At 69.9% G+C, this 25,317-nt stretch carries 22 protein-coding genes; 10 read left to right on the top strand and 12 right to left on the bottom strand.

Features of this window, described 5'->3' with window-relative positions; translation table 11 throughout:
- Nucleotides 1–100: 100 nt before the first annotated feature.
- On the top strand, nucleotides 101–925 hold the full coding sequence (locus I5731_RS06355; protein WP_197310534.1) for an alpha/beta fold hydrolase: 825 nt from the start codon (nucleotides 101–103) through the stop codon (nucleotides 923–925).
- 10 nt (nucleotides 926–935) lie between these two features.
- Here I5731_RS06355 and I5731_RS06350 read toward each other — a convergent pair whose 3' ends face one another.
- A complete protein-coding gene (locus I5731_RS06350; RefSeq protein ID WP_197310533.1) occupies nucleotides 936–1,895 on the bottom strand; it encodes an alpha/beta hydrolase in 960 nt (319 codons plus the stop codon).
- A 192-nt stretch (nucleotides 1,896–2,087) separates the two neighbouring features.
- On the opposite strand from I5731_RS06350, the gene I5731_RS19725 reads away from it, so the two are divergent.
- On the top strand, nucleotides 2,088–2,393 hold the full coding sequence (locus I5731_RS19725; protein WP_235981586.1) for a hypothetical protein: 306 nt from the start codon (nucleotides 2,088–2,090) through the stop codon (nucleotides 2,391–2,393).
- 200 nt (nucleotides 2,394–2,593) lie between these two features.
- On the top strand, nucleotides 2,594–3,259 hold the full coding sequence (locus tag I5731_RS19720; protein ID WP_235981585.1) for a response regulator transcription factor: 666 nt from the start codon (nucleotides 2,594–2,596) through the stop codon (nucleotides 3,257–3,259).
- Between the two features lie 269 nt (nucleotides 3,260–3,528).
- On the opposite strand, the gene I5731_RS06340 is transcribed toward I5731_RS19720, so the two are convergent.
- Nucleotides 3,529–6,609, bottom strand: coding sequence for an efflux RND transporter permease subunit (locus tag I5731_RS06340; RefSeq protein WP_197310531.1), 3,081 nt, complete (start codon nucleotides 6,607–6,609; stop codon nucleotides 3,529–3,531).
- Nucleotides 6,606–7,781, bottom strand: a complete 1,176-nt coding sequence (locus I5731_RS06335) for an efflux RND transporter periplasmic adaptor subunit (protein WP_197310530.1) — start codon at nucleotides 7,779–7,781, stop codon at nucleotides 6,606–6,608. The genes I5731_RS06340 and I5731_RS06335 overlap by 4 nt, the downstream gene beginning before the upstream one ends.
- A 460-nt stretch (nucleotides 7,782–8,241) precedes the next feature.
- On the opposite strand from I5731_RS06335, the gene I5731_RS06330 reads away from it, so the two are divergent.
- The 3 genes from I5731_RS06330 to I5731_RS06320 all read left to right on the top strand — a co-directional run bounded on the left by I5731_RS06330 (nucleotide 8,242) and on the right by I5731_RS06320 (nucleotide 11,022).
- A complete protein-coding gene (locus tag I5731_RS06330) occupies nucleotides 8,242–8,868 on the top strand; it encodes a TetR/AcrR family transcriptional regulator (RefSeq protein ID WP_197310529.1) in 627 nt (208 codons plus the stop codon).
- 163 nt (nucleotides 8,869–9,031) lie between these two features.
- Nucleotides 9,032–10,405, top strand: a complete 1,374-nt coding sequence (locus I5731_RS06325) for an L-serine ammonia-lyase (protein WP_197310528.1) — start codon at nucleotides 9,032–9,034, stop codon at nucleotides 10,403–10,405.
- Between the two features lie 122 nt (nucleotides 10,406–10,527).
- Nucleotides 10,528–11,022 carry a hypothetical protein gene (locus I5731_RS06320; RefSeq protein WP_197310527.1) on the top strand — a complete coding sequence of 165 codons (495 nt, stop codon included), beginning with the start codon at nucleotides 10,528–10,530 and terminating at the stop codon, nucleotides 11,020–11,022.
- Here the strand turns inward: I5731_RS06320 and I5731_RS06315 are convergent.
- Together I5731_RS06315 and I5731_RS06310 are read right to left on the bottom strand one after the other, a co-directional pair.
- The gene (locus I5731_RS06315; protein ID WP_197310526.1) at nucleotides 11,019–11,522 is read right to left on the bottom strand and encodes a CYTH domain-containing protein; all 504 of its coding nucleotides are present in this window, start codon (nucleotides 11,520–11,522) and stop codon (nucleotides 11,019–11,021) included. The two genes, I5731_RS06320 and I5731_RS06315, sit on opposite strands and share 4 nt — an antisense overlap.
- Nucleotides 11,523–11,606: 84 nt before the next feature.
- Entirely contained in the window at nucleotides 11,607–12,533 is a 927-nt protein-coding gene (locus tag I5731_RS06310) for a CHAD domain-containing protein (RefSeq protein WP_197310525.1), read from the bottom strand.
- Between the two features lie 215 nt (nucleotides 12,534–12,748).
- Here I5731_RS06310 and bfr point away from each other — a divergent pair, with 215 nt between their 5' ends.
- Complete coding sequence (bfr, locus tag I5731_RS06305; protein WP_197310524.1) at nucleotides 12,749–13,234, top strand: bacterioferritin; 486 nt, start codon at nucleotides 12,749–12,751, stop codon at nucleotides 13,232–13,234.
- Nucleotides 13,235–13,282: 48 nt separating this feature from the next.
- Here the strand turns inward: bfr and I5731_RS06300 are convergent, their stop codons facing one another.
- Nucleotides 13,283–14,149: a prephenate dehydratase gene (locus I5731_RS06300; RefSeq protein ID WP_197310523.1), complete on the bottom strand. Its 867-nt coding sequence runs from the start codon at nucleotides 14,147–14,149 to the stop codon at nucleotides 13,283–13,285.
- A gap of 468 nt (nucleotides 14,150–14,617) precedes the next feature.
- On the opposite strand from I5731_RS06300, the gene I5731_RS06295 reads away from it, so the two are divergent.
- Nucleotides 14,618–15,265, top strand: a complete 648-nt coding sequence (locus I5731_RS06295) for a c-type cytochrome (protein ID WP_197310522.1) — start codon at nucleotides 14,618–14,620, stop codon at nucleotides 15,263–15,265.
- Nucleotides 15,266–15,398: 133 nt separating this feature from the next.
- Here I5731_RS06295 and I5731_RS06290 read toward each other — a convergent pair whose 3' ends face one another.
- From I5731_RS06290 to I5731_RS06265, 6 genes are all read right to left on the bottom strand, one after another.
- Nucleotides 15,399–15,710 (bottom strand): hypothetical protein, encoded by a 312-nt coding sequence (locus I5731_RS06290; protein WP_197310521.1) that lies wholly within the window; start codon nucleotides 15,708–15,710, stop codon nucleotides 15,399–15,401.
- 474 nt (nucleotides 15,711–16,184) lie between these two features.
- Nucleotides 16,185–16,490 (bottom strand): hypothetical protein, encoded by a 306-nt coding sequence (locus I5731_RS06285; protein ID WP_197310520.1) that lies wholly within the window; start codon nucleotides 16,488–16,490, stop codon nucleotides 16,185–16,187.
- Between the two features lie 343 nt (nucleotides 16,491–16,833).
- Nucleotides 16,834–17,403 carry a sarcosine oxidase subunit gamma gene (locus tag I5731_RS06280; RefSeq protein ID WP_197310519.1) on the bottom strand — a complete coding sequence of 190 codons (570 nt, stop codon included), beginning with the start codon at nucleotides 17,401–17,403 and terminating at the stop codon, nucleotides 16,834–16,836.
- Nucleotides 17,396–20,404: a sarcosine oxidase subunit alpha family protein gene (locus I5731_RS06275; protein WP_197310518.1), complete on the bottom strand. Its 3,009-nt coding sequence runs from the start codon at nucleotides 20,402–20,404 to the stop codon at nucleotides 17,396–17,398. Before I5731_RS06275 ends, I5731_RS06280 begins: the two co-directional genes overlap by 8 nt.
- Nucleotides 20,401–20,706: a sarcosine oxidase subunit delta gene (locus tag I5731_RS06270; RefSeq protein ID WP_197310517.1), complete on the bottom strand. Its 306-nt coding sequence runs from the start codon at nucleotides 20,704–20,706 to the stop codon at nucleotides 20,401–20,403. The genes I5731_RS06275 and I5731_RS06270 overlap by 4 nt, the downstream gene beginning before the upstream one ends.
- Nucleotides 20,707–20,718: 12 nt before the next feature.
- Complete coding sequence (locus I5731_RS06265; RefSeq protein ID WP_197310516.1) at nucleotides 20,719–21,975, bottom strand: sarcosine oxidase subunit beta family protein; 1,257 nt, start codon at nucleotides 21,973–21,975, stop codon at nucleotides 20,719–20,721.
- Nucleotides 21,976–22,241: 266 nt separating this feature from the next.
- On the opposite strand from I5731_RS06265, the gene I5731_RS06260 reads away from it, so the two are divergent.
- Both I5731_RS06260 and I5731_RS06255 read left to right on the top strand, forming a co-directional pair.
- Nucleotides 22,242–22,634 carry a GFA family protein gene (locus I5731_RS06260; protein ID WP_197310515.1) on the top strand — a complete coding sequence of 131 codons (393 nt, stop codon included), beginning with the start codon at nucleotides 22,242–22,244 and terminating at the stop codon, nucleotides 22,632–22,634.
- A gap of 101 nt (nucleotides 22,635–22,735) precedes the next feature.
- The gene (locus I5731_RS06255; RefSeq protein ID WP_197310591.1) at nucleotides 22,736–25,279 is read left to right on the top strand and encodes a ligase-associated DNA damage response DEXH box helicase; all 2,544 of its coding nucleotides are present in this window, start codon (nucleotides 22,736–22,738) and stop codon (nucleotides 25,277–25,279) included.
- The last annotated feature ends 38 nt before the right edge of the window (nucleotides 25,280–25,317 follow it).

Here is a 25,317-nt window from a genome sequence, read left to right as displayed (position 1 = left end):
TCCGCGTTTCCTTCGCGCCTGCGGAACGAATGTCTCGGCCCATCGGTTTTGCAAGCGGACGACGGCTCGCCGTCGGCACAATCGATTGGAAGGACAGACCATGGCCTGGATTACCACCCGCGACGGGACGAAGCTGCGCGTCAAGGATTGGGGCAGCGGACGTCCGGTGATCCTGATGCACGGCTGGCCGCTCTCCGCCGACAGCTGGGACGACCACGCCCTCGCGCTCGCCGACGCGGGCCTCCGCGCGATCGCCTATGACCGCCGCGGCTTCGGCCACTCCGACCAGCCGTGGACCGGCTACGACTACGACACCCTCGCCGACGACCTCGCCGACGTGATCGCCGAGACGGGCGCTGCGGACGCGGCGATCGTCGGCTTCTCGATGGGCGGCGGCGAAGTCGCGCGCTACATGTCGCGCCATGGCGGCGCCGGGGTCCGGCAGGCCGCGCTGATTTCGTCGGTGGTGCCCTACATGCTGCAGACCGGCGACAATCCGAACGGCGTGCCGCAGTCGGTGTTCGACGAGATGACGGCCGGCATGAAGGCGGACCGGGCGAGCTTCTTCACCGACTTTTTCAAGGATTTCTACGGTGTCGGCTTCTTCGGCCAGCCGGTCAGCAACGAGGTGCTCGAGTGGTCGCGCAGCGTCGCGATGGCGGCCGGCCTGAAGCCGACCCTCGCCTGCGCCGAAGCCTTCGCCACCACCGACTTCCGCCCCGATCTCGGCGCCTTCCGCGTGCCGACGCTGATCGTGCACGGCACCGCCGACAAGACGGTGCCGATCGACGCCACGGCGCGGGTTGCGGCGAAGACGATCGCGGGCGCGTCGCTGATCGAGTACGAGGACGCGCCGCACGGCCTGCTCGTCACCCACAAGGACCGGCTGACCGAAGACCTGCTCGACTTCCTGCTGCGCGGCTGACCGCCGCGCCTCAGGCGAGATCGCGCAGGAACGCCGTCATCCGGGCAAGGCTCGCCGTGGTGGCGGCGCTGTCGAACATCTGGAAGACGTGCGCGCCGCCGGGAACGAGGTCGAGATCGGCCGGGTTGCCGGCGGCGGCCCAGCGCGCCGCCATGAACAGGCTGTCGTCGAGCAGCGCGTCGGCAGTGCCGACCGTGAACAGCGCCGGCGGCAGGCCGGCGAGGTCGGCGTGCAGCGGCGAGACGTCGGGATCGGCCGGGTCGTCGCCCTCGGCGAGATAGAGCCGCGCGAACAGGCGGATGTCGCGGGTGGTCAGCACCAGCGGCGTCTCGCCATAGCGGCGGGCGCTCGGCGTCAGTGTGAGGTCGAAGCAGCCGGCGACGAGATTGGCGCCGGCAAAGCCCGCGCAGGTGAGGCCCTGGCGATCGCGCAGCCGGAGCAAAGTGACGGCGGCGAGGTTCGCGCCGGCGCTTTCGCCGCCGATCGCCAGGCGTTCGGTGCCGAAGCGCGACTTCGCCGCGCCGAGCAGCCACAGCGCGGCGGCCTCGCAGTCGTCCGGTCCCTGAGGATAGGGGTGTTCCGGGGCGAGGCGGTAGTCGACCGACACCACCGCATAGCCCGACCCGTCGACGATCGCCCCGAGCAGCCCGTCCTGCTGGTCGGCCGCGCCGAGCACCCAGCCGCCGCCGTGGATGTGGAGGTAGACGCCCGTTGCCGGCGCCGTCGGCGTGAAGATCCGCAGCGGGATGGCGCCATGCGGGCCCTCGATCACCTCGGTGGTCGCGCGCGGATCCGGCGGCTGCAGCGGAAACGGCCCCTTGCCGGCGGCACGCACCGCGCGAACATAGGCCGGCGGGAACGACCACTTGTCGGCGCCGGCGGCGAGCGCGGCGGTGATCCGCGCGTTGAGGGCGGCCGTCTCCTCCGGCACGGCCTCGGCGGCGAACAGGGCGGGGTCGAGCGTGATCATCGCGTCTCCGGCGTCGAAGGTCCTGACCCGGTTTCTTAAGCCCCATGCCGCCCGCTGGCCAGAGCACCGAGCACCCGAGACCCGCGCGGCTCGACCTGAGGGCGGAACCGATCCCCCTGCCGGCGCGTATCATTCCCGACCCTGACGGCCGGCGCCGCGACGAGCCCGGCCGCGACCCGATCGGAATCCTGTATGACCCTCCTGCGCGTCCTCCTCGTCCTCCTCTCCGCCGGGCTGCTCGTCGCCATCATCCAGGCGTTCGGCGCGGCCGCCTTCTTCGCGAGCTTTGCCGAGGTCGCGGCCAATCCGTGGGGCTTCGTCGGGCTGCTCGACCTCTATCTCGGCTTCGTCGTCTTCGCGGTGCTGCTCGTGCTGTTCGAGCCGAACCGGGGTCTCGCCATCGGCCTGGTCGTGGCGACCTTCGTGCTCGGCAACCTCGTCTCGCTCGTCTGGCTCGCCTGGCGGCTGCCACTGCTGGCGCGGCGGATCCGCGGCTGAGGCTCCCCGCCGACGCCCGCGGGCGAATTGCCGCGGCCAGCATCACCGCGCGACCCGATGCCGCGTCTCGTCTATCGTCCAATCGGCGCATCCGATGGGCGCGCCTGCGCTGCGCGCTTGCGCCGGCGCGGCCGCTTCCGGATAATCGCCGGCAAAGGACAAGGTTGCGGCCACGCAACCGGACGGGGTGGGGGGATACCTTGAGCGACACCGGCTACCGCTTCCTGATTGCGGACGACCATCCACTGTTTCGCGGGGCGCTCCGGCAGGCGCTCGAGGGCATGTTCGCGGGCGTAGCGATCCTGGAGGCGGGAACGATCGACGAACTTTCCGACCTGCTCGGGCGCGAGGACGATGTCGACCTCGTGCTGCTCGACCTCGCCATGCCGGGCGTGCGCGGCTTTTCCGGCCTGCTCTACCTCCGGGCGCAGTTTCCCGCCGTGCCGGTGATGATCGTCTCCGCCAACGAGGACCGCGTCGCGATCCGCCGCGCCATGGAGATCGGCGCCTCGGGCTTCATCCCGAAGTCCCGCGGCAGCGAGGTGATCCGCGAGGCGATCGCGAAAGTGCTCGAAGGCGGCACCTGGACGCCGCCCGACATCGACGTGACGCTGCGCGACGAGAACTCCAAGCTCGCCGAACGCCTCGCGACCCTGACGCCGCAGCAGGTGCGCGTGCTGATGATGCTGTCGGGCGGCCTGCTCAACAAGCAGATCGCCTACGAGCTCAACGTCTCCGAGGCGACCGTCAAGGCGCACGTCTCCGCCATCCTGCAGAAGCTCGACGTCGACAGCCGCACCCAGGCGGTGATCGCCGCGGCGAAGATCGAGAGCGGGCAGTGGCAGGCACTGGGAGAGGTGGAGTAGCGGGGGGAGGCGCCGCAAGGCCCCCTCATCCGCCCTTCGGGCACCTTCTCCCGCGAGGGGAGAAGGGAATTCGGCAAATGCCTCGCCAAAACCGCCGCGCTGATCTGATCAGGATCCGAGGCCTCTCCTCCTTCCCCTTCTCCCCTCGCGGGAGAAGGTGGCCGAAGGCCGGATGAGGGGGCTGTCTCTCCCAACGACGAGGCGCCGCATCCAACAAAAAGGCGGCGCTGATCACCGGCGCCGCCTTTTTCAGTTCCGACAGCCGCCGGTCACTCCGCCGGCTGCGCCACGACGTGCCGGGTCTCGTCGTCTTCCTCCGGCGCATGGCGCGCGTCGTGGGCGAGGAAGCTGTAGAACATCGGCACCACAAACAGCGTGAACACGGTGCCGATCGACATGCCGGTCGCGATGACGAGGCCGATCGAGTAGCGCGCGGCGGCGCCGGCGCCCTCGGCCATGATCAGCGGCACCATGCCCACCACCATCGCCGCGGTGGTCATCAGGATCGGGCGCAGGCGCACCTTGGCCGATTCGATGATCGCGTCGTGCTTGGAGAGATGCCGCTCCTCGCGCAGCTGATTGGCGAACTCCACCATCAGGATGCCGTGCTTGGTGATCAGGCCGACGAGGGTGATCAGGCCGACCTGCGTGTAGATGTTCAGGGTCCCGAGCCCGATGTTCAGGAAGATGATCGCGCCGAAGATCGACAGCGGCACGCTCATCAGGATGATCAGCGGGTCGCGGAAGCTTTCGAACTGTGCCGCGAGCACGAGGTAGATCACCACGATGGCGAGCGCGAAGGCGATCAGCAGCGTGTTGCCGGCCTCGACCTCGAGGCGCGACTGGCCGGCGTACTCGACGAAGTAGCCGGACGGCATCGTCTCCTGGCCGATCCGCTGCAGTTCGGCGAGGCCGTCGCCGGTCGAGACCGTCGGCAGCGGCAGCGCCGAGATGGTGGCGGAGTTGAGCTGGTTGAACTGCTCCACCGCCGGAGCGGAAGCCACCGTCTCGATCCGCACCACCGAGGACAGCGGCACCATCGCGCCCGACTGGCTGCGGACGAAGAAGTCGCCGAGATTCTCGGGGTTCTGGCGATGCTCCTGCGCCACCTGGGTGATGATGTCGTAGGAGCGCGAATCGCGGTCGAACTTCGCGATCGAGTTGCCACCGACGAGCAGGTTCAGCGTCGTGCCGATTTCGCTCACCGCGACGCCGAGCGAGGCGGCGCGGTCACGGTCGATGATGACGCGCACCTTCGGCGCCTCGAACGACAGCGAGTTCTGCACGATGATAAACTTGCCCGACGCCTGGGCCTTGTTCTTGATCTCTTCGCTGATCTCGTAGACGCGCTCGGCGTCGTTGGTCGACTGGATCACATACTGGATCGGCAGGCCGCCGCCGGAGCCCGGCAGCGTCGGCGGAGCGAAGACGAAGGCCTGCAGGCCGGCCGACTGGGTCAGCCGCCCCTGGATCTCCTGCATCACCTCGGCCTGGCTGCGCTCGCGCTCCGACCATTCCTTGAGGCCGAAGCCGGCGAAGCCCTGGTTGCCGGCGTCGGCACCGGTGATCGAGAAGCGCGCCTCGATCTCCTCGATGTCCTCGACCAGCGGTCCCTGGATCTGGTCGACATAGAGCGACGTGTAGTCGGAGGTCGCGTACTGCGGCCCCTGGACGACGCCGAACATGAAGCCCTGGTCCTCCTCGGGGGCGAGTTCCGAGGTGGTGTTGAGGAACAGGAAGCCGGTGGTGGCGAGCAGCGCGACGACGACGAACAGCGTCACCGGGCGATAGTCGAGCGAGCCGGTGAGGCGGCGGCCGTACCAGTTGGCGAGGCCGTCGAAGGTACGGTCGATGCGGGCCTGGATCGGGCTGCTGCCGTGGCGGAGCAACCTTGCGGCCATCATCGGCGACAGCGTCACGGCGACGATGCCCGAGATGATCACCGAGCCGGCGAGGGCGACGGCGAACTCGCGGAACAGCGAGCCGGTGAGGCCGCCGGTGAAGGCGATCGGCACATAGACCGCGGCGAGGGTGATGGTCATCGCCACCACCGGGCTGAAGATCTCGCGCATGCCGATGATCGACGCGGTGAGCGGCGTCTTGCCCTCCTCGATATGGCGGTGGATGTTCTCCACCACCACGATCGCGTCGTCGACGACGAGACCGATCGCCAGCACCATCGCGAGCAGCGTCAACGTGTTGAGCGAATAGCCCAGCGCGTAGAGCATGAAGCAGACGCCGATCAGCGACAGCGGGATCGTGACGATCGGGATGATCACCGAGCGGAACGAGCCGAGGAACAAGAGGATGACCACGATGACGATCACCACCGCCTCGGCGATCGTCTTGAACACTTCCTCGATCGACGCCGTGATGAACTTGGTCGAATCGTAGACGATCTGGATGTTCGTGCCCTGCGGCATGTCGGCCTGGATCAGCGGCACCTCGGCCGTCACCGCGGCGGCGGTGTTGAGCGGGTTGGCCGACGGCGAGGCGAAGATGCCGAGGAAGACGCCCTCCTTGCCGTTGAAGCGGACCTTGACCTCGTCCGACTGCGAGGCGAGCTCGATACTGGCGACGTCGCGCAGGCGCACGACCTCGTCGCCGTTGGAGCGGATCGGCAGCGCGCCGAACGCCTCCGGCGTCTGCAGCGTCGTCTCGGTCTCGATCGCGTAGGAGACGAAGGTGTTCTTGGTCTTGCCGGGCGCGGAGAGGAAGTTCGAGTTGCTGATCGCCGCGAACACCTCGGACGCGGTGGCGCCGCGCGAGGCGAGACGGATCGGATCGATCCACACCCGCATCGCGAAGTCCTGCCCGCCGAGCACCTGCGCGTCGGCGACGCCCGAAACGGTGGCGAAGCGCGGCTGCACCACGCGGGTGATGAACTCGGTCAGCTGCTGCGCGGTCATCACGTCGCTCTGCAGCGACAGGTACATCAGCGCGAACTGCTGGCCGGTGCCCTTCTGGATCACCGGATCCTCGGATTCCGACGGCAGTTCGCCGCGGACCTGCTGCACCTTGGAGATGACCTCGGTCAGCGCGGAATCGGGATCGGTGTTCAGCCGCATGTGCACCGAGATGATCGATGCGCTCTGGCGGCTCTGCGAGGTGATGTAGTCGACGCCTTCGGCCGAGGCGACCGCCTTGGCGATGGGCGTGGTGATGAAGCCCTGGATCAGGTTCGAGCTGGCGCCCGGATAGGTCGTGGTGACGGTGATCACCGTCTCTTCGACTTCCGGATACTGCCGGATCGACATGTTGAAGATGCCCTGCAGACCGAGCAGCAGGATCATCAGGCTGAGGACCGTGGAGAGAACCGGCCGGCGGATGAAGAGTTCGGAGAAGTTCACGGCGTCGTGCCTCCCGCGGCGATCTTGGCCGGATCGATCGTATTGTTGATGCTCACCGTGCTGCCGTTCGACAGCCGGTTCTGGCCGGCGGTGATGACCTTGGCGCCGGCGGCAAGGCCGCCGGTAACCTCGATCTCGGCACCGTTGCGGCGGCCGACCTCGACGAAGACCTGGCGCGCCACGAGCTTGGGCTCCTGCGGTGCGGCATCTGCGGCGACGGCCTCGCCGGCACCGGCGGTCGGCGCGGCGGCCGCATCCGGAGCCTGCTCCTCGACGGTGTAGACGTAGGAGCCGTAGAGGCTGGAGATCAGCGCGGTCTGCGGCAGGGCGATGACGCCCTCCTCCTCGGGCAGGACGACGCGGGCGATGATGAACTGGCCCGGCCGCAGTTCGCCGCGGACATTGGCGAGCTGGGCCTGCACGGAGACGAGGCGGGAGGCGGAATCGATCTTCGGGTCGATGCCGATGATCGCGCCCTGGTAGTCGATCTTGTCGGCGACGAGGCCGAAGCGCACGGCCTGACCGATGCGGATGTCGTTCAGCCGCTGCTCGGGCACGGTGAAGTCGACCTTCATCGTGTCGAGGTCCTGCAGCGTCGCGACGACGGTGCCGGCGGCGACATACTGGCCGAGGTCGATGCGCGCGATGCCGATGGTGCCGTCGAACGGCGCCTCGATCTGCTTCTGGTCGAGCGTCGCCTGCAGGCTCTCGAGCTGCGAGCGCGAGGCGTCGAGGGCGGCCTGGGCGGACTGCAGCGCCGCCTCGGAGCTGACACCGCGCGTGGCGAGCTGGCGCGAACGCTCGAGCGCCTGCTGGTCGCGGGTGACGGCGGCGCGGGCGGCGATCAGGTTCGCCTCCTCGATCGCCGAGTCGAGCTTGACCAGCACCTGGCCGGCCGCGATGCGGTCGTTGGCCTTGAAGTGGATTTCCTTGACGATGCCGCCGGTCTCGACCGCGACGTCGACGCCGTTGTTGGCGACGACGGTGCCGATCGCCTCGATCACCGGTTCCCAGGTGACGGGCGTGATGTCGACGGTCGACACGGTGACGGCGGGGGGCGTCATGCCGGCGAAGAAGTCGCCGATCATCTTCGCGCGGAAGAAGTTGAAGCCGATGAGCCCGCCGCACACGAGGCCGACGAGCAGGACGGCAATGATGAATCTCTTGACCATGAACTGGGGCTCCAGGCCGAACTCCGCGACCCCAGACGAAAACAGCCGGCCGCCGTTCCACGCCACAGGCCATGAAACGGTCCGGCCGGCAGTCGCGCTCCACCGGCCGTCCAAAGGGACAGGGTGAAGAAGGGCGCCGCGCACTTGACAACTGCGGCTATTACTTTACCGTCCGGACGGTTCTGTCAACGCCCGTTCGGGCATTGGTGCTGCCCTGTTGCTGCAGGGCAACATGAGCCGCTATTCCTTCCCCGGTCCGCCGGTGACGTCTGATGTCTCGGATGTTCCGCGGACCTAAATGACATGGCGTGCGTTCTCGTCCAGTGCACGTCGTCGTTACCGCGGAAGATGATGAATGCCGGTCGCAGCGACGGCGACCAAGCCGGGGCAGATGCCCATGCCTGCGCCGTCGGTCCGGGTGGACCGGCGCCCGCAGAAGAATAAGAACAGGATCGCCGATATGATCAAGCCCCGGGGCCGCCCGAGTTCGCGCGACAAGATCGTCGCCGCAGCCGGCGAACTCGTCCGCACCGAAGGTGCGGCGCGGCTTTCGCTGGATGCCGTCGCCGAGCGCGCCGAGATTTCCAAGGGTGGCCTGCTCTACAATTTCCCCACCAAGTCGGCCCTGCTCAAGGCGCTGATCGGCGAGTACGTCGGGCGCATCCGCGAGGAGCGCGCCGCGATCGCCGAGCGGCTCGGCGACAATGCGCCGAACCGGGCGGTGCGCAGCCACATCGCCGCGACCATGTCGATCTGTCGGCAGGAGGGGCCGCCGCCGGCCGGGCTGATCGCCGCGATCGCCGAGGACCCGATGCTGCTGGAGCCGATCCGCGCCTATAACCGCGAGATCCGCGCCCGCCTCGCCGGCGACCACGACCCGGACCTGTCGCTGATCGCCTTCCTCGCCATGGAAGGGATCTGCTCGCTCGAATTGTTCGAGATCAGCCCGCTCGACGAGACCGAGTACAGCCGCGTGGTGGAGGTGCTGGAGCGCCTGCTCGCCGGGCGATGCCTCGCCGACGGCGCCGCGACGTCGCCTGCCGCCGCCGATCCCGCCGGTGCGCCGAAGATCGCCGAAACCACCTAGCTTTGACGCCGGGACAGTCGTCCGGCCGCGCCGCTGCGCTGCGGCGCGCGGTCGGGCGCGAACAAGTCGCCGGTCGCATGCGTGCAAATTGGCGGGCGCCGGCGCGGTACTGTCATCCGATAAGGGAAAATGCGGCCATGGCCGCAGGCGGGGGAACGTGCCGGTGATCAGCGTCTTCGAACTGTTCAAGATCGGCATCGGCCCGTCGTCCTCGCACACCGTCGGGCCGATGAAGGCCGCCAACTCCTTCCTGCGCGCCCTCGCCGACACCGGCGTGATGGCCGCGGTCGCCGGGGTGCGGATCGACCTCTTCGGCTCGCTCGCCTGGACCGGCCGCGGCCATGCCACCGACAAGGCGGTGATCCTCGGCCTCGCCGGCGAGATGCCCGAAACCGTCGACCCCGACCGCGCCGACGCGATCGTCGCCGAGATCGCGTCCAAGGGTCGGCTGCGGCTGGGTGGCGGACCGGGGGTGCCGTTCGATCCGGCGGTGCACCTCGTGTTCGACGGCGTCACCGAGTGCCCGAAACACCCGAACACGCTCGCCTTCACCGCGCTGGACGCGGCCGGCGCGGTGCTCCGCCACGAGCGCTGGTGCTCGGTCGGCGGCGGCTTCGTCGTGCCTGAGGACGAGGTCGGCGCCCCGGCGCCGGCCGACGCGGTGCCGGTGCCCTACGATTTCCGCTCGGGCGAGCAGCTGCTCGGCTTCGGCCGCGACAGCGGGCTGAAGATCGCCGAGATGGTGCTCGCCAACGAGCTGACGCTGCGCGCGGGCGACGTGGTCGAGACGCATCTCGCGCGGGTCGCCGAGACCATGATGTTCTGCATCGACCGGGGCCTTGCCACCGACGGCGAGCTGCCGGGCGGCCTCTTCGTCAAGCGGCGGGCGCGGCGCATCTACGAGAAGGTCGTCGCCGGGCGCGGCATGAACCTGAAGCGCGCGCACGAGCCGATGGACTATGTCTCCACCTTCGCCATCGCCGTCAACGAGGAGAACGCCGCCGGCGGCCGCGTGGTGACGGCGCCGACCAACGGCGCCGCCGGCGTCGTGCCCGCCGTGCTGCGCTACTACCGCGACTTCTGCGAGGGCGCCGACGAGGCCGGCATCCGCACCTTCCTGCTCACCGCCACCGCGATCGGCGGCCTCTTCAAGATGAACGCCTCGATCTCGGGGGCCGAGGTCGGCTGCCAGGGCGAGGTCGGCGTCGCCTGCTCGATGGCGGCGGCGGGGCTCGCCGCGGCGCTCGGCGGCTCCAACGAGCAGATCGAGAACGCCGCCGAGATCGGCATGGAGCATCACCTCGGCATGACCTGCGACCCGATCGGCGGCCTGGTGCAGATCCCCTGCATCGAGCGCAACGCCTTCGGCGCCGTCAAGGCGATCAACGCCGCCTCGCTCGCCCTGCACGGCGACGGCACGCACGTGGTCTCGCTCGACAAGGTGATCGCCACCATGCGGCAGACCGGGCTCGATATGCAGTCGAAATACAAGGAAACCTCCCAGGGCGGCCTCGCGGTCAACCTGGTCGAGTGCTGAACGGCCCCGCGCGCAGCAACGGCGCCCCGGCGACGCAGTTGTTTCTCGCATATTTTGCGGGCCGACTCGCTTTCCGGGCTCAGAGGTCTATGATGAACCATCGTCGACCGGGGGGTCTTGCGATGTTCTTCTCCAGTCAGGCCTTTGTGCTCATCCATGTCGCGATCAGCCTCGCCGCCATCGCGGCCGGTCTCGTCGCGGTTGCCGATCTCGCCGCCGGCCGCCTGCGCGCCGGCTGGACCGCCGCCTTCCTGTGGCTGACGCTTGCGACCAGCCTGACCGGGTTCCTGTTTCCGATCAGCGTTTTCACGCCGGCCCTCGCTTTCGGCGTTCTCTCGACCGTCCTGCTCGCCCTCGCCTTCGCCGCGCTCTACCGGTTCCATCTCGCCGGGGCGTGGCGCGTGGTCTACGTGGTGACGGCGATCGCCGCGCTCTGGCTGAACGTGTTCGTGCTGATCGTGCAGGCGTTCCAGAAGGTCGGGCCGCTCCATGCGCTGGCGCCGACGGGAGCCGAGCCGCCGTTTGCGGCAGCCCAGGTCGCAGCCCTCGCCATCCTCGTCTGGGCGGGCTGGCGCAGCCTCAAGCGGTTCCGGCCGGCGACGACGCGGCCGGTCTAGGCGTTCGAGCCTGTCGGCGGGCCGTTGCCGGACGCCATCGCGGCGTTGAAATAGCGCGGGTCGCCGGTCACCTCGTCGCCGAGCCAGTCGGGCCGGGTGAACGGGGCGTCGGGTGCCGGCAGCTCGATCTCCGCGACGACGAGGCCTGCATAGTCGGCCTCGAACACGTCGACCTCGAAGGCGAGGCCGCCCGCCTCCGGCACGACATGGCGCGATTTCGCCAGCAGCGCCCCGGTCCTGAGTTGCAGCATCGCCTCGGCGTCGGCGAGCGGGATTTCGTACTCGAACTCGGCCCGCGCCGAGCCGGCGACGCCGCCGGCAAGCTCCAGTGTCCGGCCCTTGATGGTGAGATAGCCGCGCTCGTCGTCGACGATGCGCACGCGCACCGTGGTGCCGGCGCCGCCGCAGAGATAGGCCTGCGCCAGCCGCCGCGGCGGCCCGGCCGCCGCGCGCCAGCCGTCGCCCTTCACCAGGAACTTGCGCTCGATCTCGGTCGCCATCGCTCGCCTCATGCAAGGGGGGTGTCGGCCGCAGCCGGGGCGCAGCAGCCGCCACCGGACCCGGCCGCGGTCGCGGCGCCGCCGTCAGCCGCTGCGGCCTGCGCCGCCCGGTGCCGCGCTGCGCCAGAGCTTCCAGTATTTGCCCCAGCGCCTTGCGAGCCGCTTCGGCCGCTCGGCAAAGAGCAGCGCGCCGAGCGCGAAGGCGTCGCGCTCCAGCGCCGCCGCGCGGGTGGCCACGAGCGCCGCCACGGCGGCGGTGTCGATCGCGGCGACGTCCGCGGGCGCCGGATCGGCGGCGAGGTGCTCGGTGAGGACGGCGAGGTCGTGGTGATGGCCGAGCAGTTCGCCGAGCCCCTTCGCCGCCTCGATCTGCGGCGCGATCGTCTCCGGCCAGACCGGCGAGAGCAGGCGGGCGTGGTACCAGTGGTACTTCACGCTCTTGCGCCAGGCGTGGAACGCCTCGATCTCGCGCTCCTTGCGCGCCGTCCGCATCGCCGCCTCGGCCTCGCCGAGGGTGCGGATCAGACCGTGCGCCACCGGTTCGAAGCCGCGGCCGTCGACCTGCCAGCCCTGCACCGTCGCCCGGGCCGCGGCCATGGTGTCGGCGAAGGCGGTGAGCTTCTCGCGCGTTTCGGCGGCCGTGCCGCCCGCGTCGACCCGGTCGGCGAAGGCGCGCGCGAGCAGGGCTGCCGCCCGGCGGCCATCCTCGTCGCCGGGGCCCTCGGCGAGGCGGGTGCAGGTTTCGACCATCGCACCGCGGTCGCGCAGCGCCGACAGGCCGGCCGCGGCGTCGCGCACCGCGGCGTTGGCGGCGGCGTAGCCGTCGAGGTCGTCGCGCACCAGGCGGACGAGGCCGCGCAGCTGCTTGCAGCGGGTGCGGACCTCATGCACGATCGCCGTCGGCTCGCCGCCGCCGAGCGCCGTTGCGATCGCGCGGTCGAACTGTTCGCCGGCGATTCGCCGGACGCCGTGTTCGACCGTCGCGTCGGACCGCTTGAACCGATAGGCCATGCTCTGCCGTGTCTCCCGTTTCGGGCATGGTAGACGGTCCCGGGCCGCGACGAAACGCGGGATGTGCCGGACCCCGCCCCCTCGCCCCTCGGCGCCAACGCTTTCGCCCCGGACACCGGTCAGTTTAGAACGATTCCAACTTTTTCCGTTTCCTTGCCCCGGCGCCTGCGCTAAGGTCGGCGGCATCAGATCATTTCAAGCGCATGGAGTTGCACATGAAGGGCTCGGAGAAAGTCATCGCCCGCCTCAACGAGGCGCTGTTCCTCGAACTCGGCGCGGTCAACCAGTACTGGCTGCATTACCGCCTGCTCGAGGACTGGGGTTTCCAGAAGCTCGCCAAGAAGGAGCGGGCCGAATCGATCGAGGAGATGCAGCACGCCGACAAGCTCGTCGCCCGCATCATCTTCCTCGAAGGCCACCCCAACCTGCAGACGCTGGCGCCGCTGCGCATCGGCCAGAACCTGCGCGAAGTGCTCGAGGCCGATCTCGCCGGCGAGTACGAGGCCCGCACCGCCTATGCGCAGTCGCGCGAGATCTGCGAAGCCGAGCGCGACTACGTCTCGATGGAGCTGTTCGAGGACCTGCTCGAGGACGAGGAAGGCCACATCGACTTCCTCGAGACACAGATCAGCCTGCTCGACAAGCTCGGCGAGGAGCGCTACGGCCTGCTCAACGCCGCCTCGGCCGACGAGGCCGAATAAGGACGCCGGGCCCGGCGGCGCGATCCTCGCGCCCCGGGCTCCGTCAGCCTACTCCGCCGGCACGCTTTCGCGGAGTTTCTCGCGGAACGGGCTCGCCGGGTAGACGCCGAGGATCCTGAGCTCGGCGGAGAAGAACGCCAGTTCCTCCAGCGCGCGGCGCAGGCCCGGCTCATCCGGGTGGCCCTCGACGTCGGCATAGAACTGCGTCGCGAAGAACTGGCCCTCGAGCTGGTAGCTCTCGAGCTTCGTCATGTTGATGCCATTGGTCGCAAAGCCGCCGAGGCCCTTGTAGAGGGCGGCGGGGATGTTGCGCACGCGGAAGACGAAGGTGGTGATCACGGGTCCGTTGCCGGCCGACGCGTTCGCCGGCGTCGGCGAGAGGATCACGAAGCGGGTGGTGTTGTGGGCGGCGTCCTCGACGTCACGGGCCAGGATGTCGAGACCATAGATCGACGCGGCGCGCACCGGCGCCAGCGCCGACCGGGTGAGGTCGTTCGCTTCCGAAACGAGGCGGGCCGCCCCCGCCGTGTCACCGGCGACAACCGGCGTGAGGCCGTATTTGCGGATGATGCGCCGGCACTGGCCGAGCGCGTGGACGTGGCTCTCGACCGACTTCAGCCCACCCAGCGTCGCGCCGCGCGGCGCCATCAGGTGGAAATGGATCGGCAGGAAGTACTCGCCGACGATGTTGAGGCCGGAGTCGGGCAACAGGTGGTGGATGTCGGCGACGCGCCCGGCGAGCGAATTCTCGATCGGGATCATCGCGAGATCGACGGCGCCCGACTGGACCGCGGCAAAGCAGTCCTCGAAGGTCGGGCACGGCACCGGCTCGGCGTCCGGATAGACATCGAGACTGGCGATCTCGGAATTGGCGCCGCGCTCGCCCTGAAACGCGACCCTGAGCCTGTTGTTCATGTCCTCGTCCACCTGATGCGGCCGGGCCGTCCGGCCGCGGGTCCGTCGCGCGGCGGGACCGCCGGCGCGGCCTTTCGTCTAGCCGAGGCGGGGGCGAAGCGAAAGTCCCGGGCGACCGTTCGATTCGTCACGGTTTCGCCGCGGTGGATATGGACAGGCCAGCCCGGCCGTCTATAACGTTTCGAAACTGAGGGCCAATGCTTTAGGCCTATTCGACCTGTTGCTGCATCGCAGTATCTTGGCGCGGGCGCCCCGAGGCGCTATGTCGGGCGGAGGTGCAGCGGCATGTCGATCACCCGCAGCCGCCGCGTCGCTGGTCGATGCGCAGTCGAACGGGTGTTTGTTTCCATGGGCTCTGGGGCCCATGCGCCGATGTCCACGGACCAGCAACGATGGCCGGTCCACGCATGAATCGGGGGCGATCCGGACGCCGCGCCGGCGGTAGCCGCCCCGCTGGGAGCCTCGTTGATGGATTCGTTCGAATTTAACAAGATCGCCGGCGTCGTGCTCGGCACCCTCCTGTTCGCGATGGGCCTCGGCCTCGTCGCCGAGGGCCTGTTCCATGCCCCGAGCCCGGCCCAGCCGGGCTACGAGATCGCCGTGGCCGAGGACACTGGCGGCGCCGCCGAGGCGGATGCCGGTCCCGCCGCGATCGAGCCGGTCTCGCCGCTGCTCGCTTCGGCCGATCTCGCCGCCGGCGAGACCTCCGCCCGCAAGTGCGTCGCCTGCCACGACATCTCGAGCGCCAACACGAACAAGGTGGGTCCGGGCCTCTGGGACATCGTCAACCGCAAGCCGGGCAGCCACGAGGGCTTCCGCTATTCCGGTGCGATGACCGCCTATGGCGAAGAGCACACCTGGGACTACGAGACGCTGAACCACTTCCTCGCCGGTCCGCGGGCGGAAGTCCCCGGCACGATCATGAGCTTCGTCGGCATCCGGACGATCGAGGAGCGCGCGGCGCTGATCGCCTACCTGCACACCCTCTCCGACAGCCCGGCCCCGCTGCCGGAAGCCGGCGCGGCTCCGGCCGACGGCGCAGCCCCGGCCGAAGGCGAGGCGCCGGCCGCCGGTGAGGCGCCGGCCGAGGGTGGCGCGGCTCCCGCGACGCCCTGAGGTCCAACGGACCGACCTCCACTCCTGAAACAGGAAAAGGCGCCGCGAGGCGCCTTTTTCTTTGCGAGCGGGGATCGACCGGCCGGCGGAGCCCCCAGGTTAAGGGGCCACGCCGGTCCAGCTGCCGCGGCCATTACGCCGGGTCGTCGATCAGGGCCGTACCCGGCTTGCCTTCGGTATAGGGCAGCGTGTGGGTGCTCTTCTCCGAACGCTCGATCAGCTTCAGGTCGTTCGCCGAATAGCCGGGGGTGTAGACGTCGGCCGAGTTGACGATCACGGCGACGCCGTGGGTGCCGATGGCGGAGCCGGAGGCGACGGCCTGGGCTTCCTTCTGGGCGAGGCGGACGTCGGAGGTGGAGTAGCCCGGGTTATAGCCACCCGCGGCGAAGGCGCTGGTGGAAAGAGCCGTCAGGGCGGCGGCGGCGATCAGGGTCTTGATGGTCATGACAAGTCTCCTCGGGTTGCAGTCCGGCGACTTCGCCGGGCCGGGAGAAAGCGCCTGGCCCGCTTGGGCCGGTGTGCCGCTCCGATGAACCTGAGATGGGCGAGGCCTTGGCCCCGGAAAAGACCTCATACACTTATATCATTGATATTCATGACTTTCTCGCGATATCGAGAATATTCGTCACATGATTCTCACGGCCCCGCGATGGGGTGGCAAAAGCCCCAGCCCTGCGCCAACAGAGACCCGGCGTGGCGCCGCCATGCACAGAACGCAATAAAGCGCCGGATTGCCGGCGCTTGTCGAAAACCATCCCGATCCTGGATTGCAGGCGCAATGCGCGCCAGCGGGCGGAGCCGCCCCCCCTCGCGTTGGCGCAAAGAAAAAGGCGCCTCGCGGCGCCTTGTTCTTTCAAGCCGGTGACCGGCCGGCCGGGCATCGCCGAAGCGATGCCCGGCCCGACCAGAACCGCGGCAATTACGCCGGGTCGTCGATCAGCGCGGTGCCCGGCTGACCCTGGGTGTAGGACAGCGTGTGGCTGCTGGTGCGCTCGGCCTGCAGCAGGTCGTTCGCCGAGTAGCCCGGGGTGTAGACGTCCGAGGACTGGATCGTGGTGGCGGGGCCATGCGTGCCGATCGCGGTGCCCGAAGCCGAAGCCTGAGCTTCCTTCTGGGCGCGCAGAATGTCCGACGTGGAGTAGCCCGGGGTATAGCCACCGGCCGCGAAGGCGCCGGTGGAGAAAGCCGTCAGGGCTGCGGCGGCGATGAGGGTCTTGACGTTCATGATAAATCTCCTCGGGTTGCAGTCCGGCGAACTCGCCGGGCCGGGAGGAAGCGCCTGGCCAACTGGGCCGGTGTGCCGCTCCGATGACCTTGAGATAGTCCCCTCCGACCGCCAGCGAAAGCCCCCCTACGTTTATATCATTGAAAATCAGGTACTTATCGCGGAGACGCGATCGATCGTCACGAAACTCTCACGCAAATGCGACAGAGGTTAATGGCGGCGGGGCCTTGCGCTCCGCGCCATGCAGCAGCGGGAGCCATGCGTTAAACGCAGAAAAGCGCCGGAAACCCGGCGCTTTTCATGGAACGTAACAGCGTGTGGTTGTACCGCCCGGTTGCGGCGATCAGGCGAACTCGCGCCGGGCCTCTTCGAGAAACCGCCAGACGTAATCGGCGAACGACCGCCAGACGTCGATTTCGAATCGCATCTCGGCGGTGCGCACGAGCACGATCTCGGCCTTGCCGAACACGGTGCGCGTCGCCATGCCGACCGGAAAGGCCTCGAGGCCGAGGTCGAGCGGGCAGCCGTTGTTGATCACCCGCGCCGCCATGGCGCCGCTGACGGCGATGCCGAGGCTGCGGTGCGAGACGTCGACGAGGCTGTGCGGCAGGCCGGCGAGCGCCGCGGCAAGGTCCGCCACGATCGCCGCCCCGGCGCCCTCGGGCGCCGTCAGCAGCCATTCGTCGGGACCGAGCCAGAGTACCCGGCGATCGCCGGCCTCGGCAAAGCGGCAGGCCTCGCGCGGCAGGGCGACGCCGAAGGCGGGCCCGGCCGCAGTGATCGCCGCCTCGCGGCCGCGGAACACGAAGCGGGTGCGCGGCGGCAGCGCGCCGAGGTCGGCAACCGCCACCTTCGGCGCCGCCGCGACATGGGAGGCGACCGCGCTCGCCCGGCTTGCGCTGAGGTCAGCCATCGAGGCGCTCTCCCTTCGGATCGTAGAAGACCGGTTCGGTCACGGTGACGGGAATGGTGCCGCCCGGCATCGGCACGTAGAGCGTCTCGCCGATCCGCGCCCGGCCGCCCTTGACCATGGCGAGCGCGATCGAGCGGCCGACCACGGCACTGGCGTAGGACGAGGTGACGTGGCCGACCATCGGCATCGGCACGGGCGCGGCCGGATCGGCGACGATCTGGGCGCCTTCCTCCAGCACCACCTGCGGATCCTGCGTCAGCAGACCGACGAGCTGCTTGCGGCCCGGCGCCGACATCGAGGCGCGCGCCAGCGAGCGCTTGCCGACGAAATCCTTCTTCGCCTTGCCGACGGCCCAGCCGAGGCCGACGTCGTCCGGCGTCGCGGTGCCGTCGGTTTCCTGGCCGACGATGATGTAGCCCTTTTCGGCGCGCAGCACGTGCATGGTCTCGGTGCCGTAGGGCGTGATGCCGTAGGGCGCGCCGGCGGCAAAAATCGCCTCCCAGACCACTCGGCCAAGGTCGGCCGGCACGTTGACCTCGAAGCCGAGCTCGCCGGTGAAGGAAACGCGGAAGAGCCGGGTCGGCACGCCGCAGATGGTGCCGGTGGCGGCGCTCATGTGCGGCAGGGCGGCGGGCGAAAGATCGATGCCCTCGACCAGCGGCTCCAGCACCTTGCGGGCGTTCGGCCCCTGCACGGCGATCACCGCCCACTGCTCGGTGGTCGAGGTCAGCCAGACGTCGAGGTCAGGCCACTCGGTCTGCAGGTAGTCCTCCATCATCTGGAGGACGCGCGGGGCGCCGCCGGTGGTGGTGGTGACGTGGAAGCGGTCCTCGGCGAGGCGGCCGACGACGCCGTCGTCGGTGACGAAGCCGTCCTCGCGCAGCATGACGCCGTAGCGCAGCCGGCCGACGCCGAGCTTGGCCCAGGCGTTGGTGTACATGCGGTTCATGAACTCGGCCGCATCCGGGCCGACCACCTCGATCTTGCCCAGCGTCGAGGCGTCGAAGATGCCGACCGAGCGGCGCACGGCGAGGCACTCGCGCGCGACGGCGGCGTGCATGTCCTCACCGGCATGCGGGAAATAGTGCGCCCGCTTCCAGAGGCTGACGTCCTCGAAGGCGGCGCCCTGCTCCGCCGCCCAGCCGTGGATCGGCGTGGTGCGCACGGGATCGAACAGCGCCCCGCGCGAGTGGCCGGCGAAGATGCCGAAGGTGGTCGGCGTATAGGGCATGCGGAAGGTGGTGAGGCCGATCGCCGTCACCGGCGTCTTCAGCGCGTCGGAGACGATGCCGAGCGCGTTCATGTTCGACGTCTTGCCCTGGTCCGTCGCCATGCCGGTGGTGGTGTAGCGCTTGATGTGCTCGATCGAGCGGAAGCCCTCGCGGGTCGCGAGCTTGATGTCCTTCGCCGTGACGTCGTTCTGCCAGTCGACGAAGGCTTTTGCGAAGGCCGGGTTGCGGCCGTGCGGCGCGGCGCCGATGAAGCCGTCGCTGCCGGCGTCGAGCGCCTTGGCCGCAAAGCTGCGGCTGGCGGCGGCGGTGGTGGCACCGGCGGCCTTCGCCGCGGCGCTGCCCTTGTCGTAGCCGTCGGCAAGCACGGCGCCGAGCTCGTAGACGCCGCGGCAGGCGCCGGCGGAGCGCTCGCGCTCCACCGAGCTTTCCGGGACATAGGCCTTCAGCGCCTCGTTCCAGCCGAGCTTGCCGCGCGACTGCGAGAAGAGGTGCACCGAGGGCGTCGCACCGCCGGCCATCAGCACGAGGTCGCAGGGGACCGCCTCGGCGGCCCCGACGCTGCCGTCCGGCTTGATCGCTGCGAGATGCGCCTGGCTGACGCGCAGCCGGCCGCGGGTGCCGGTGACGGTGGTGGCCGTGCGCACGTCGATGCCGGCGGCGCGGGCGCGGGCCGGCAGGGCGCCGGTCGCCGCGGGGCGCAGGTCGGCGATCGCCGCGATGGTGACGCCGGCAGCGGCGAGGTCGAGCGCCGCGCGGTAGCCGGCGTCGCCGGCGGTGAACACGACGGCGCGCTCACCGGGCTTTGCCGCATAGCGGTTGGAATAGGTGCGGGCCGCGTCCGCCAGCATGACGCCGGGGCGGTCGTTCTCGGGGAACACGATGGGGCGCTCGATGGCGCCCGCCGCGATCACCACTTCGGCGGCGCGCACCTGCCAGAGCCGCTCGCGCGGCAGGCGCGGATCGCGGACACCGAGGTGGTCGGTGACGCGCTCGGCGAGGCCGATCAGGTTGTGCGGGAAATAGCCGAAGGCGGTGGTGCGGGTGAGCAGGGTGACGTTGTCGCGCGTTTCGAGCTCCGCGACCGCCGCGGCGGCCCAGTCGGCCGCCGGCAGTCCGTCGATCACCGCCTCGCGCTCGGCGAGCAGCGAGCCGCCGAATTCCGGCTGTTCGTCGCAGAGGATGACGCGGACGCCGGTCTCGGCGGCGGCGAGCGCCGCGGCAAGGCCCGCCGGGCCCGAGCCGATCACCAGCACCTCGCAATGAGCGAAATGCTGGGTGTAGCGGTCGGCGTCGGCTGCGCCCGGCGCGCGGCCGAGGCCGGCGGCGGCGCGGATCTTCGGCTCGTAGAACGACGTCCAGGCGCGCTGCGGCCACATGAAGGTCTTGTAGTAGAAGCCGGCCGGGAGCAGCGGCGCGGCGAGGTCGTTGACCGCGCCGACGTCGAACGACAGCGAGGGCCAGCGGTTCTGGCTCTCGGCGACGAGGCCGTCGTGCAGCTCGACCTGGGTGGCGCGGAGGTTCGGCGTGTAGTGCGCCTCGTCCGCGCCGACGCCGACGAGGGCGTTCGGCTCGTCGGCACCCGCCGAGACGATGCCGCGCGGGCGGTGGTACTTGAACGAGCGGCCGACGAGGTGGACGCCCTCGGCGATCAGCGCCGAGGCGAGCGTGTCGCCGGCAAAGCCGCGGAACGAGCGCCCGTCGAAGGTGAAGCGCAGCGGCCGGCTGCGGTCGATGCGGCCGCCGGCGGCCAGTCGGAACCCGCCGCTCATCGTCCGCTCTCCTTGACGCCCGAGGCGTCCGTGTCCGGCCGCGGCGTGCCCGCGGGGTAGGTCGCCGCGAAGAAATCGCTCTGCGTGTCGCGCAGCGCGTTGAAGAAGCGGCCGCAGCCGGCGACGTGCCGCCAGCGCTCGGCGTGCAGCCCGCGGGGGTTGGCGCGCTGGTAGAGGAAGGCGCCCCATTCCTCGTCGGTGAGGGTGGAGGGATCGGCCGGGCGCGCGATGTGCGCCTCGCCGCCGTAGCGGAATTCGAGTTCCGGGCGCGGGCCGCAATGGGGACAGGTGATGATCAGCATGGGACCCTCGCCTCAGTGCGCGACGGCCGCGGCGGCGGCCTCGTCGATGAGGAAGCCGTCGCGGAAGCGCTCGATGGTGAAGGGGGCGTTGATCGGGTGCGGCGCGTCGGTGGCGATCGTGTGCGCGAAGACGTGGCCCGAGCCCGGCGTCGCCTTGAAGCCGCCGGTGCCCCAGCCGCAGTTGACGTAGAGGCCGGGCGCCGCGGTCTTCGCAATGATCGGCGAGCGGTCCGGCGTGACATCGACGATGCCGCCCCAGTTGCGCAGCATGCGCATGCGGCGGAACATCGGGAACAGCTCGCAGATCGCGTCGAGCGTATGGGTGGTGATGTGCAGGCCGCCGCGCTGGCTGTAGGACGTATAGGCGTCGGTGCCGGCGCCGATGACGAGCTCGCCCTTGTCGGACTGCGAGATGTAGGCGTGGATGGTGTTCGACATCACCACGCAGGGGAAGATCGGCTTGATCGGTTCCGACACCAGCGCCTGCAGCGGGTAGCTCTCGAGCGGCATCCGGAGGCCGGCCATCTGCATCACCACCGAGGTGTTGCCGGCCGCGACGACGCCGATCTTCTTTGCGCCGATGAAGCCCTTCGTGGTCTCGACGCCGGTAACGGCGCCGTCCGGGCCGCGGCGGATGCCGGTGACGGCGCAATTCTGGATGATGTCGACGCCGCGGGCGTCGGCGCCGCGAGCATAGCCCCAGGCGACGGCATCGTGACGGGCGGTCCCGCCGCGGCGCTGCAGCGCGCCGCCGAGCACCGGATAGCGCATCGTCGCCGCGTCGATGTTGAGCGGCGGGCAGAAGTCCTTGCACTCTTCCGCCGTGAGCCACTCGTTGTCGACGCCGTTCAGCCGGTTGGCGTGGACGTGGCGCTTGAAGCTCTGCACGTCGTGGATGTTGTGCGCCAGCATCAGCACGCCGCGCTGGGAGAACATGACGTTGTAGTTGAGCTCCTGGGAGAGGCCTTCCCAGAGCTTGACCGCGTGGTCGTAGAGCCCGGCGCTCTCGTCGAACAGGTAGTTGGAGCGGACGATGGTGGTGTTGCGGCCGGTGTTGCCGCCGCCGAGCCAGCCCTTTTCCAGCACCGCGACGTTGGTGATGCCGTGCACCGTCGCGAGGTAATAGGCGGTGGCGAGGCCGTGGCCGCCGGCGCCGATGATGACGACGTCGTAGGCGGCTTTCGGCTCCGGCGAGCGCCACTGCGGCTGCCAGCCCTGGTGTCCGCCGAGCGCCCGCTTCAGGAGCGCGAGGCCTGAGAATTTCTGCATCGCCGTCCCGGTCCCTCGCCGCTTTCTCCGCCCCGAGGGCAGCCTCGAGCGATGGTCGCACCCCCCCGCCCCCGACGCACGCAGCTTTTCGGCGGCAGGGTTGTATGTTTACGACACGGCTGGGCCGGACCGTCGGGCGGCACCGGCGGCATGGACCCGGCGCGAAGGGATCAGGCGCGACGCATGGATCATCGGCCGGCCGACGCTGTTGGGTTGCGGAGCCTCGCCCGACGACGGCGGCGGGCAGCGAGATTGGAGACGATGACATGGATATCTTCACCGGTGGGTGCCGGTGCGGCCAGTTGCGGATCGTGGCGACGGGGCGGCCGTACCGGGTCGGGATCTGCCACTGCCTCGACTGTCGCAAGCAGCACGGCGCCTTGTTCAACGCGGCGGCGATCTTCCCGGAAGACGCGGTGACGGTGGAGGGCCTGACGCGCGGCCATGCCGGCCGGTTCTCCTGTCCGGCGTGCGGCTCTCCGGTGTTTGCGCGCAGTGGTGACGAGACCGAGGTCAGCCTCGGGGCGCTCGACGCGCCGGACCAGTTGCAGCCGACCTACGAACTCTGGACGATCCGCCGCGAAGCCTGGTTGCCGCCGTTTCCGGTGAAGCACCGCTATGAGCGCGACAGGACATCCGAGGGCCGCACCGAGGACTGAGCCGGCGGACGGGCCTCCAGCAGGCGCCCGCGCCCTGCCGGCCGAATCGACCGTCGTCTGATCCGCGGCGAGCGGCTGGCGGAATGGCCCTCGTACATATTATGTTCTCCGCAATGCTGACCCAACTCGCCGACAAAGCGCCCACTGCACCCGCGGACCTGCTGCCGCCCGCCTTCGCTGCCTGGTTCGCCCGGCGCGGCTGGGCGCCGCGGCCGCATCAGCTGGAGCTGCTGGCGAAGGGCAATGCCCGGCGGTCGGCGCTGCTGATCGCGCCGACCGGCGCCGGCAAGACCCTCGCCGGCTTCCTGCCGAGCCTCGTCGCGCTCGCCGCGCGCGGCAAGGTGCCGCCCGGCAGCGCCTCCCGCGGCATCCACACGCTCTACATCTCGCCGCTGAAGGCGCTCGCGGTCGACATCGCGCGCAATCTCGACGCCCCGGTCGCCGAGATGAAACTCCCCGTTACCGTCGAGACGCGCACCGGCGACACGCCGGCGCACAAGCGCCAGCGCCAGAAGCTGAAACCGCCCGACATCCTGCTGACGACGCCCGAGCAACTCGCTCTCCTGATCGCGCAGCCCGACGCCGAGCGCTTCTTTTCCGACCTCGACACGGTGATCCTCGACGAGTTGCACGCCCTCGTCACCTCGAAACGCGGCGACCTGCTCAGCCTCGGCCTCGCCCGGCTGCGGGCGATCGCACCGCAGCACCGCGCCGTCGGCCTGTCGGCGACCGTGTCGGACCCGCTGGCGCTCGCCGAATGGCTGGTGCCGCAGGTGGCGGGCTGCGAGGTGCGCGCCGACCTCGTCACGGTCGCGGGCGGGGCGAAGCCCGAAATCCGCATCCTCGAATCGGAGGAGCGCATTCCCTGGTCGGGCCACTCCGCCCGCTACGCGCTGCCGGAGGTCTATGCGGCGATCGCGGCGAGCCGGATGGCGATCGTGTTCGTCAACACGCGCAGCCAGGCCGAACTCGTCTTCGCCGAGCTCTGGAACCTCAACGAACTCGGTCTGCCGATCGCCCTCCACCACGGCTCGCTCGACGCCGGCCAGCGCCGCAAGGTCGAGGCGGCCATGGGCGCGGGGCGGCTGCGCGCGGTGGTCGCGACCTCCACCCTCGACCTCGGCATCGACTGGGGCGACGTCGACCTCGTCGTCCACGTCGGCGCACCGAAGGGGGCGAGCCGGCTCGCCCAGCGCATCGGCCGCGCCAACCACCGCATGGATGAGCCGAGCCAGGCGATCCTGGTGCCGGCGAACCGTTTCGAGGTGCTGGAATGCCGCTCGGCGCTCGACGCCAACTATCTCGGCGCGCAGGACACACCGCCGCTGCGCCGCGGTGGCCTCGACGTGCTCGCCCAGCATGTGCTCGGGCGCGCCGTCGCCGGGCCGTTCGTGGCGGATGCGTTCTTTGCCGAGGTGCGCAGCGCCTGGCCCTACCGCGAGCTGGAGCGCGAGGCCTTCGAACGCACGGTCGAATTCGTCGCCAATGGCGGTTATGCGCTCCGGAGCTACGAACGTTTCGCCAAGATCCGCCAGACCGTCGACGGCAGCTACCGGCTGACCCATCCGCGCTTTGCCCAGCAATACCGGCTCAACGTCGGCACCATCATCGAGGCGCCGCTGCTCAAAGTTCGGCTCGGCGGCAACCGCGGCCGGCCGGGCGCGCCGCTGCGCGGTGGCCGCGTGCTCGGCGAGGTCGAGGAGTATTTCGCCGAGATGCTGGCGCCCGGCGACACGTTCCTGTTCGGCGGCGAGGTGCTGCGCTACGAGACGATCCGCGAGAACGAGATGCTGGTGACCCGCGCCCGCGACGAGGCGCCGAAGGTGCCCTCCTATGCGGGCGGCAAGTTCCCGCTCTCGACCTATCTCGCCGCCGGCGTGCGGGCGATGCTGGCCGATCCGGCCGAATGGCACCGGCTGCCGGCGCAGGTGCAGGAATGGCTCACCCTGCAGAAGCAGGTCTCCGCCCTGCCCGGCCGCGACAACCTGCTGATCGAGACCTTCCCGCGCGCCGACCGCTTCTACATGGTCGCCTATCCGTTCGAGGGCCGGCTCGCGCACCAGACGCTGGGCATGCTGCTGACGCGGCGGCTGGAGCGGGCGCGGATGCGGCCGCTCGGGTTTCTCGCCACCGACTACTGCGTCGCGGTCTGGGGCCTCGGCGACATGGGCCGGCTGTTTTCCACCGGCGGACTGGACCCGGGTGCGCTGTTCGATCCCGACATGCTCGGCGACGATCTCGAGGCCTGGCTCGACGAGACCTGGCTGATGAAGCGCAGCTTCCGCGCCTGTGCGCTGATCGCCGGGCTGGTCGAGCGCCGCCATCCGGGGCAGGAGAAATCCGGCCGGCAGGTGACGGTGTCGACCGACCTCGTCTACGACGTGCTGCGCAGCCACGAGCCCGACCACATCCTGATGCGCGCCACCCGCGCCGACGCCGCGGAGGGGCTGCTCGACGTCGCCCGGCTCGGCGAGATGCTCGCCCGGGTTTCCGGGCGAATCGTGCATAAGAGGCTGGAGCGGATCTCGCCGCTCGCCGTGCCGATCATGCTGGAACTCGGCCGCGAGCGGGTCGACGGCGAGAGCGCGGACGTACTGCTGTCCGAGGTCGCGGACGAGTTGATGCGGGAGGCGGCCGGTGAATGAGGGCGGGCGATCGGTGCAGCCGGACACGGATGCGGAGC

The sequence above is a fragment of the Methylobrevis albus genome (assembly GCF_015904235.1).
In the GTDB taxonomy this organism is placed as follows: domain Bacteria; phylum Pseudomonadota; class Alphaproteobacteria; order Rhizobiales; family Pleomorphomonadaceae; genus Methylobrevis_A; species Methylobrevis_A albus.
Note: the sequence above shows the minus strand (reverse complement) of the source record. Positions and strands in the feature narration are given on the sequence as shown.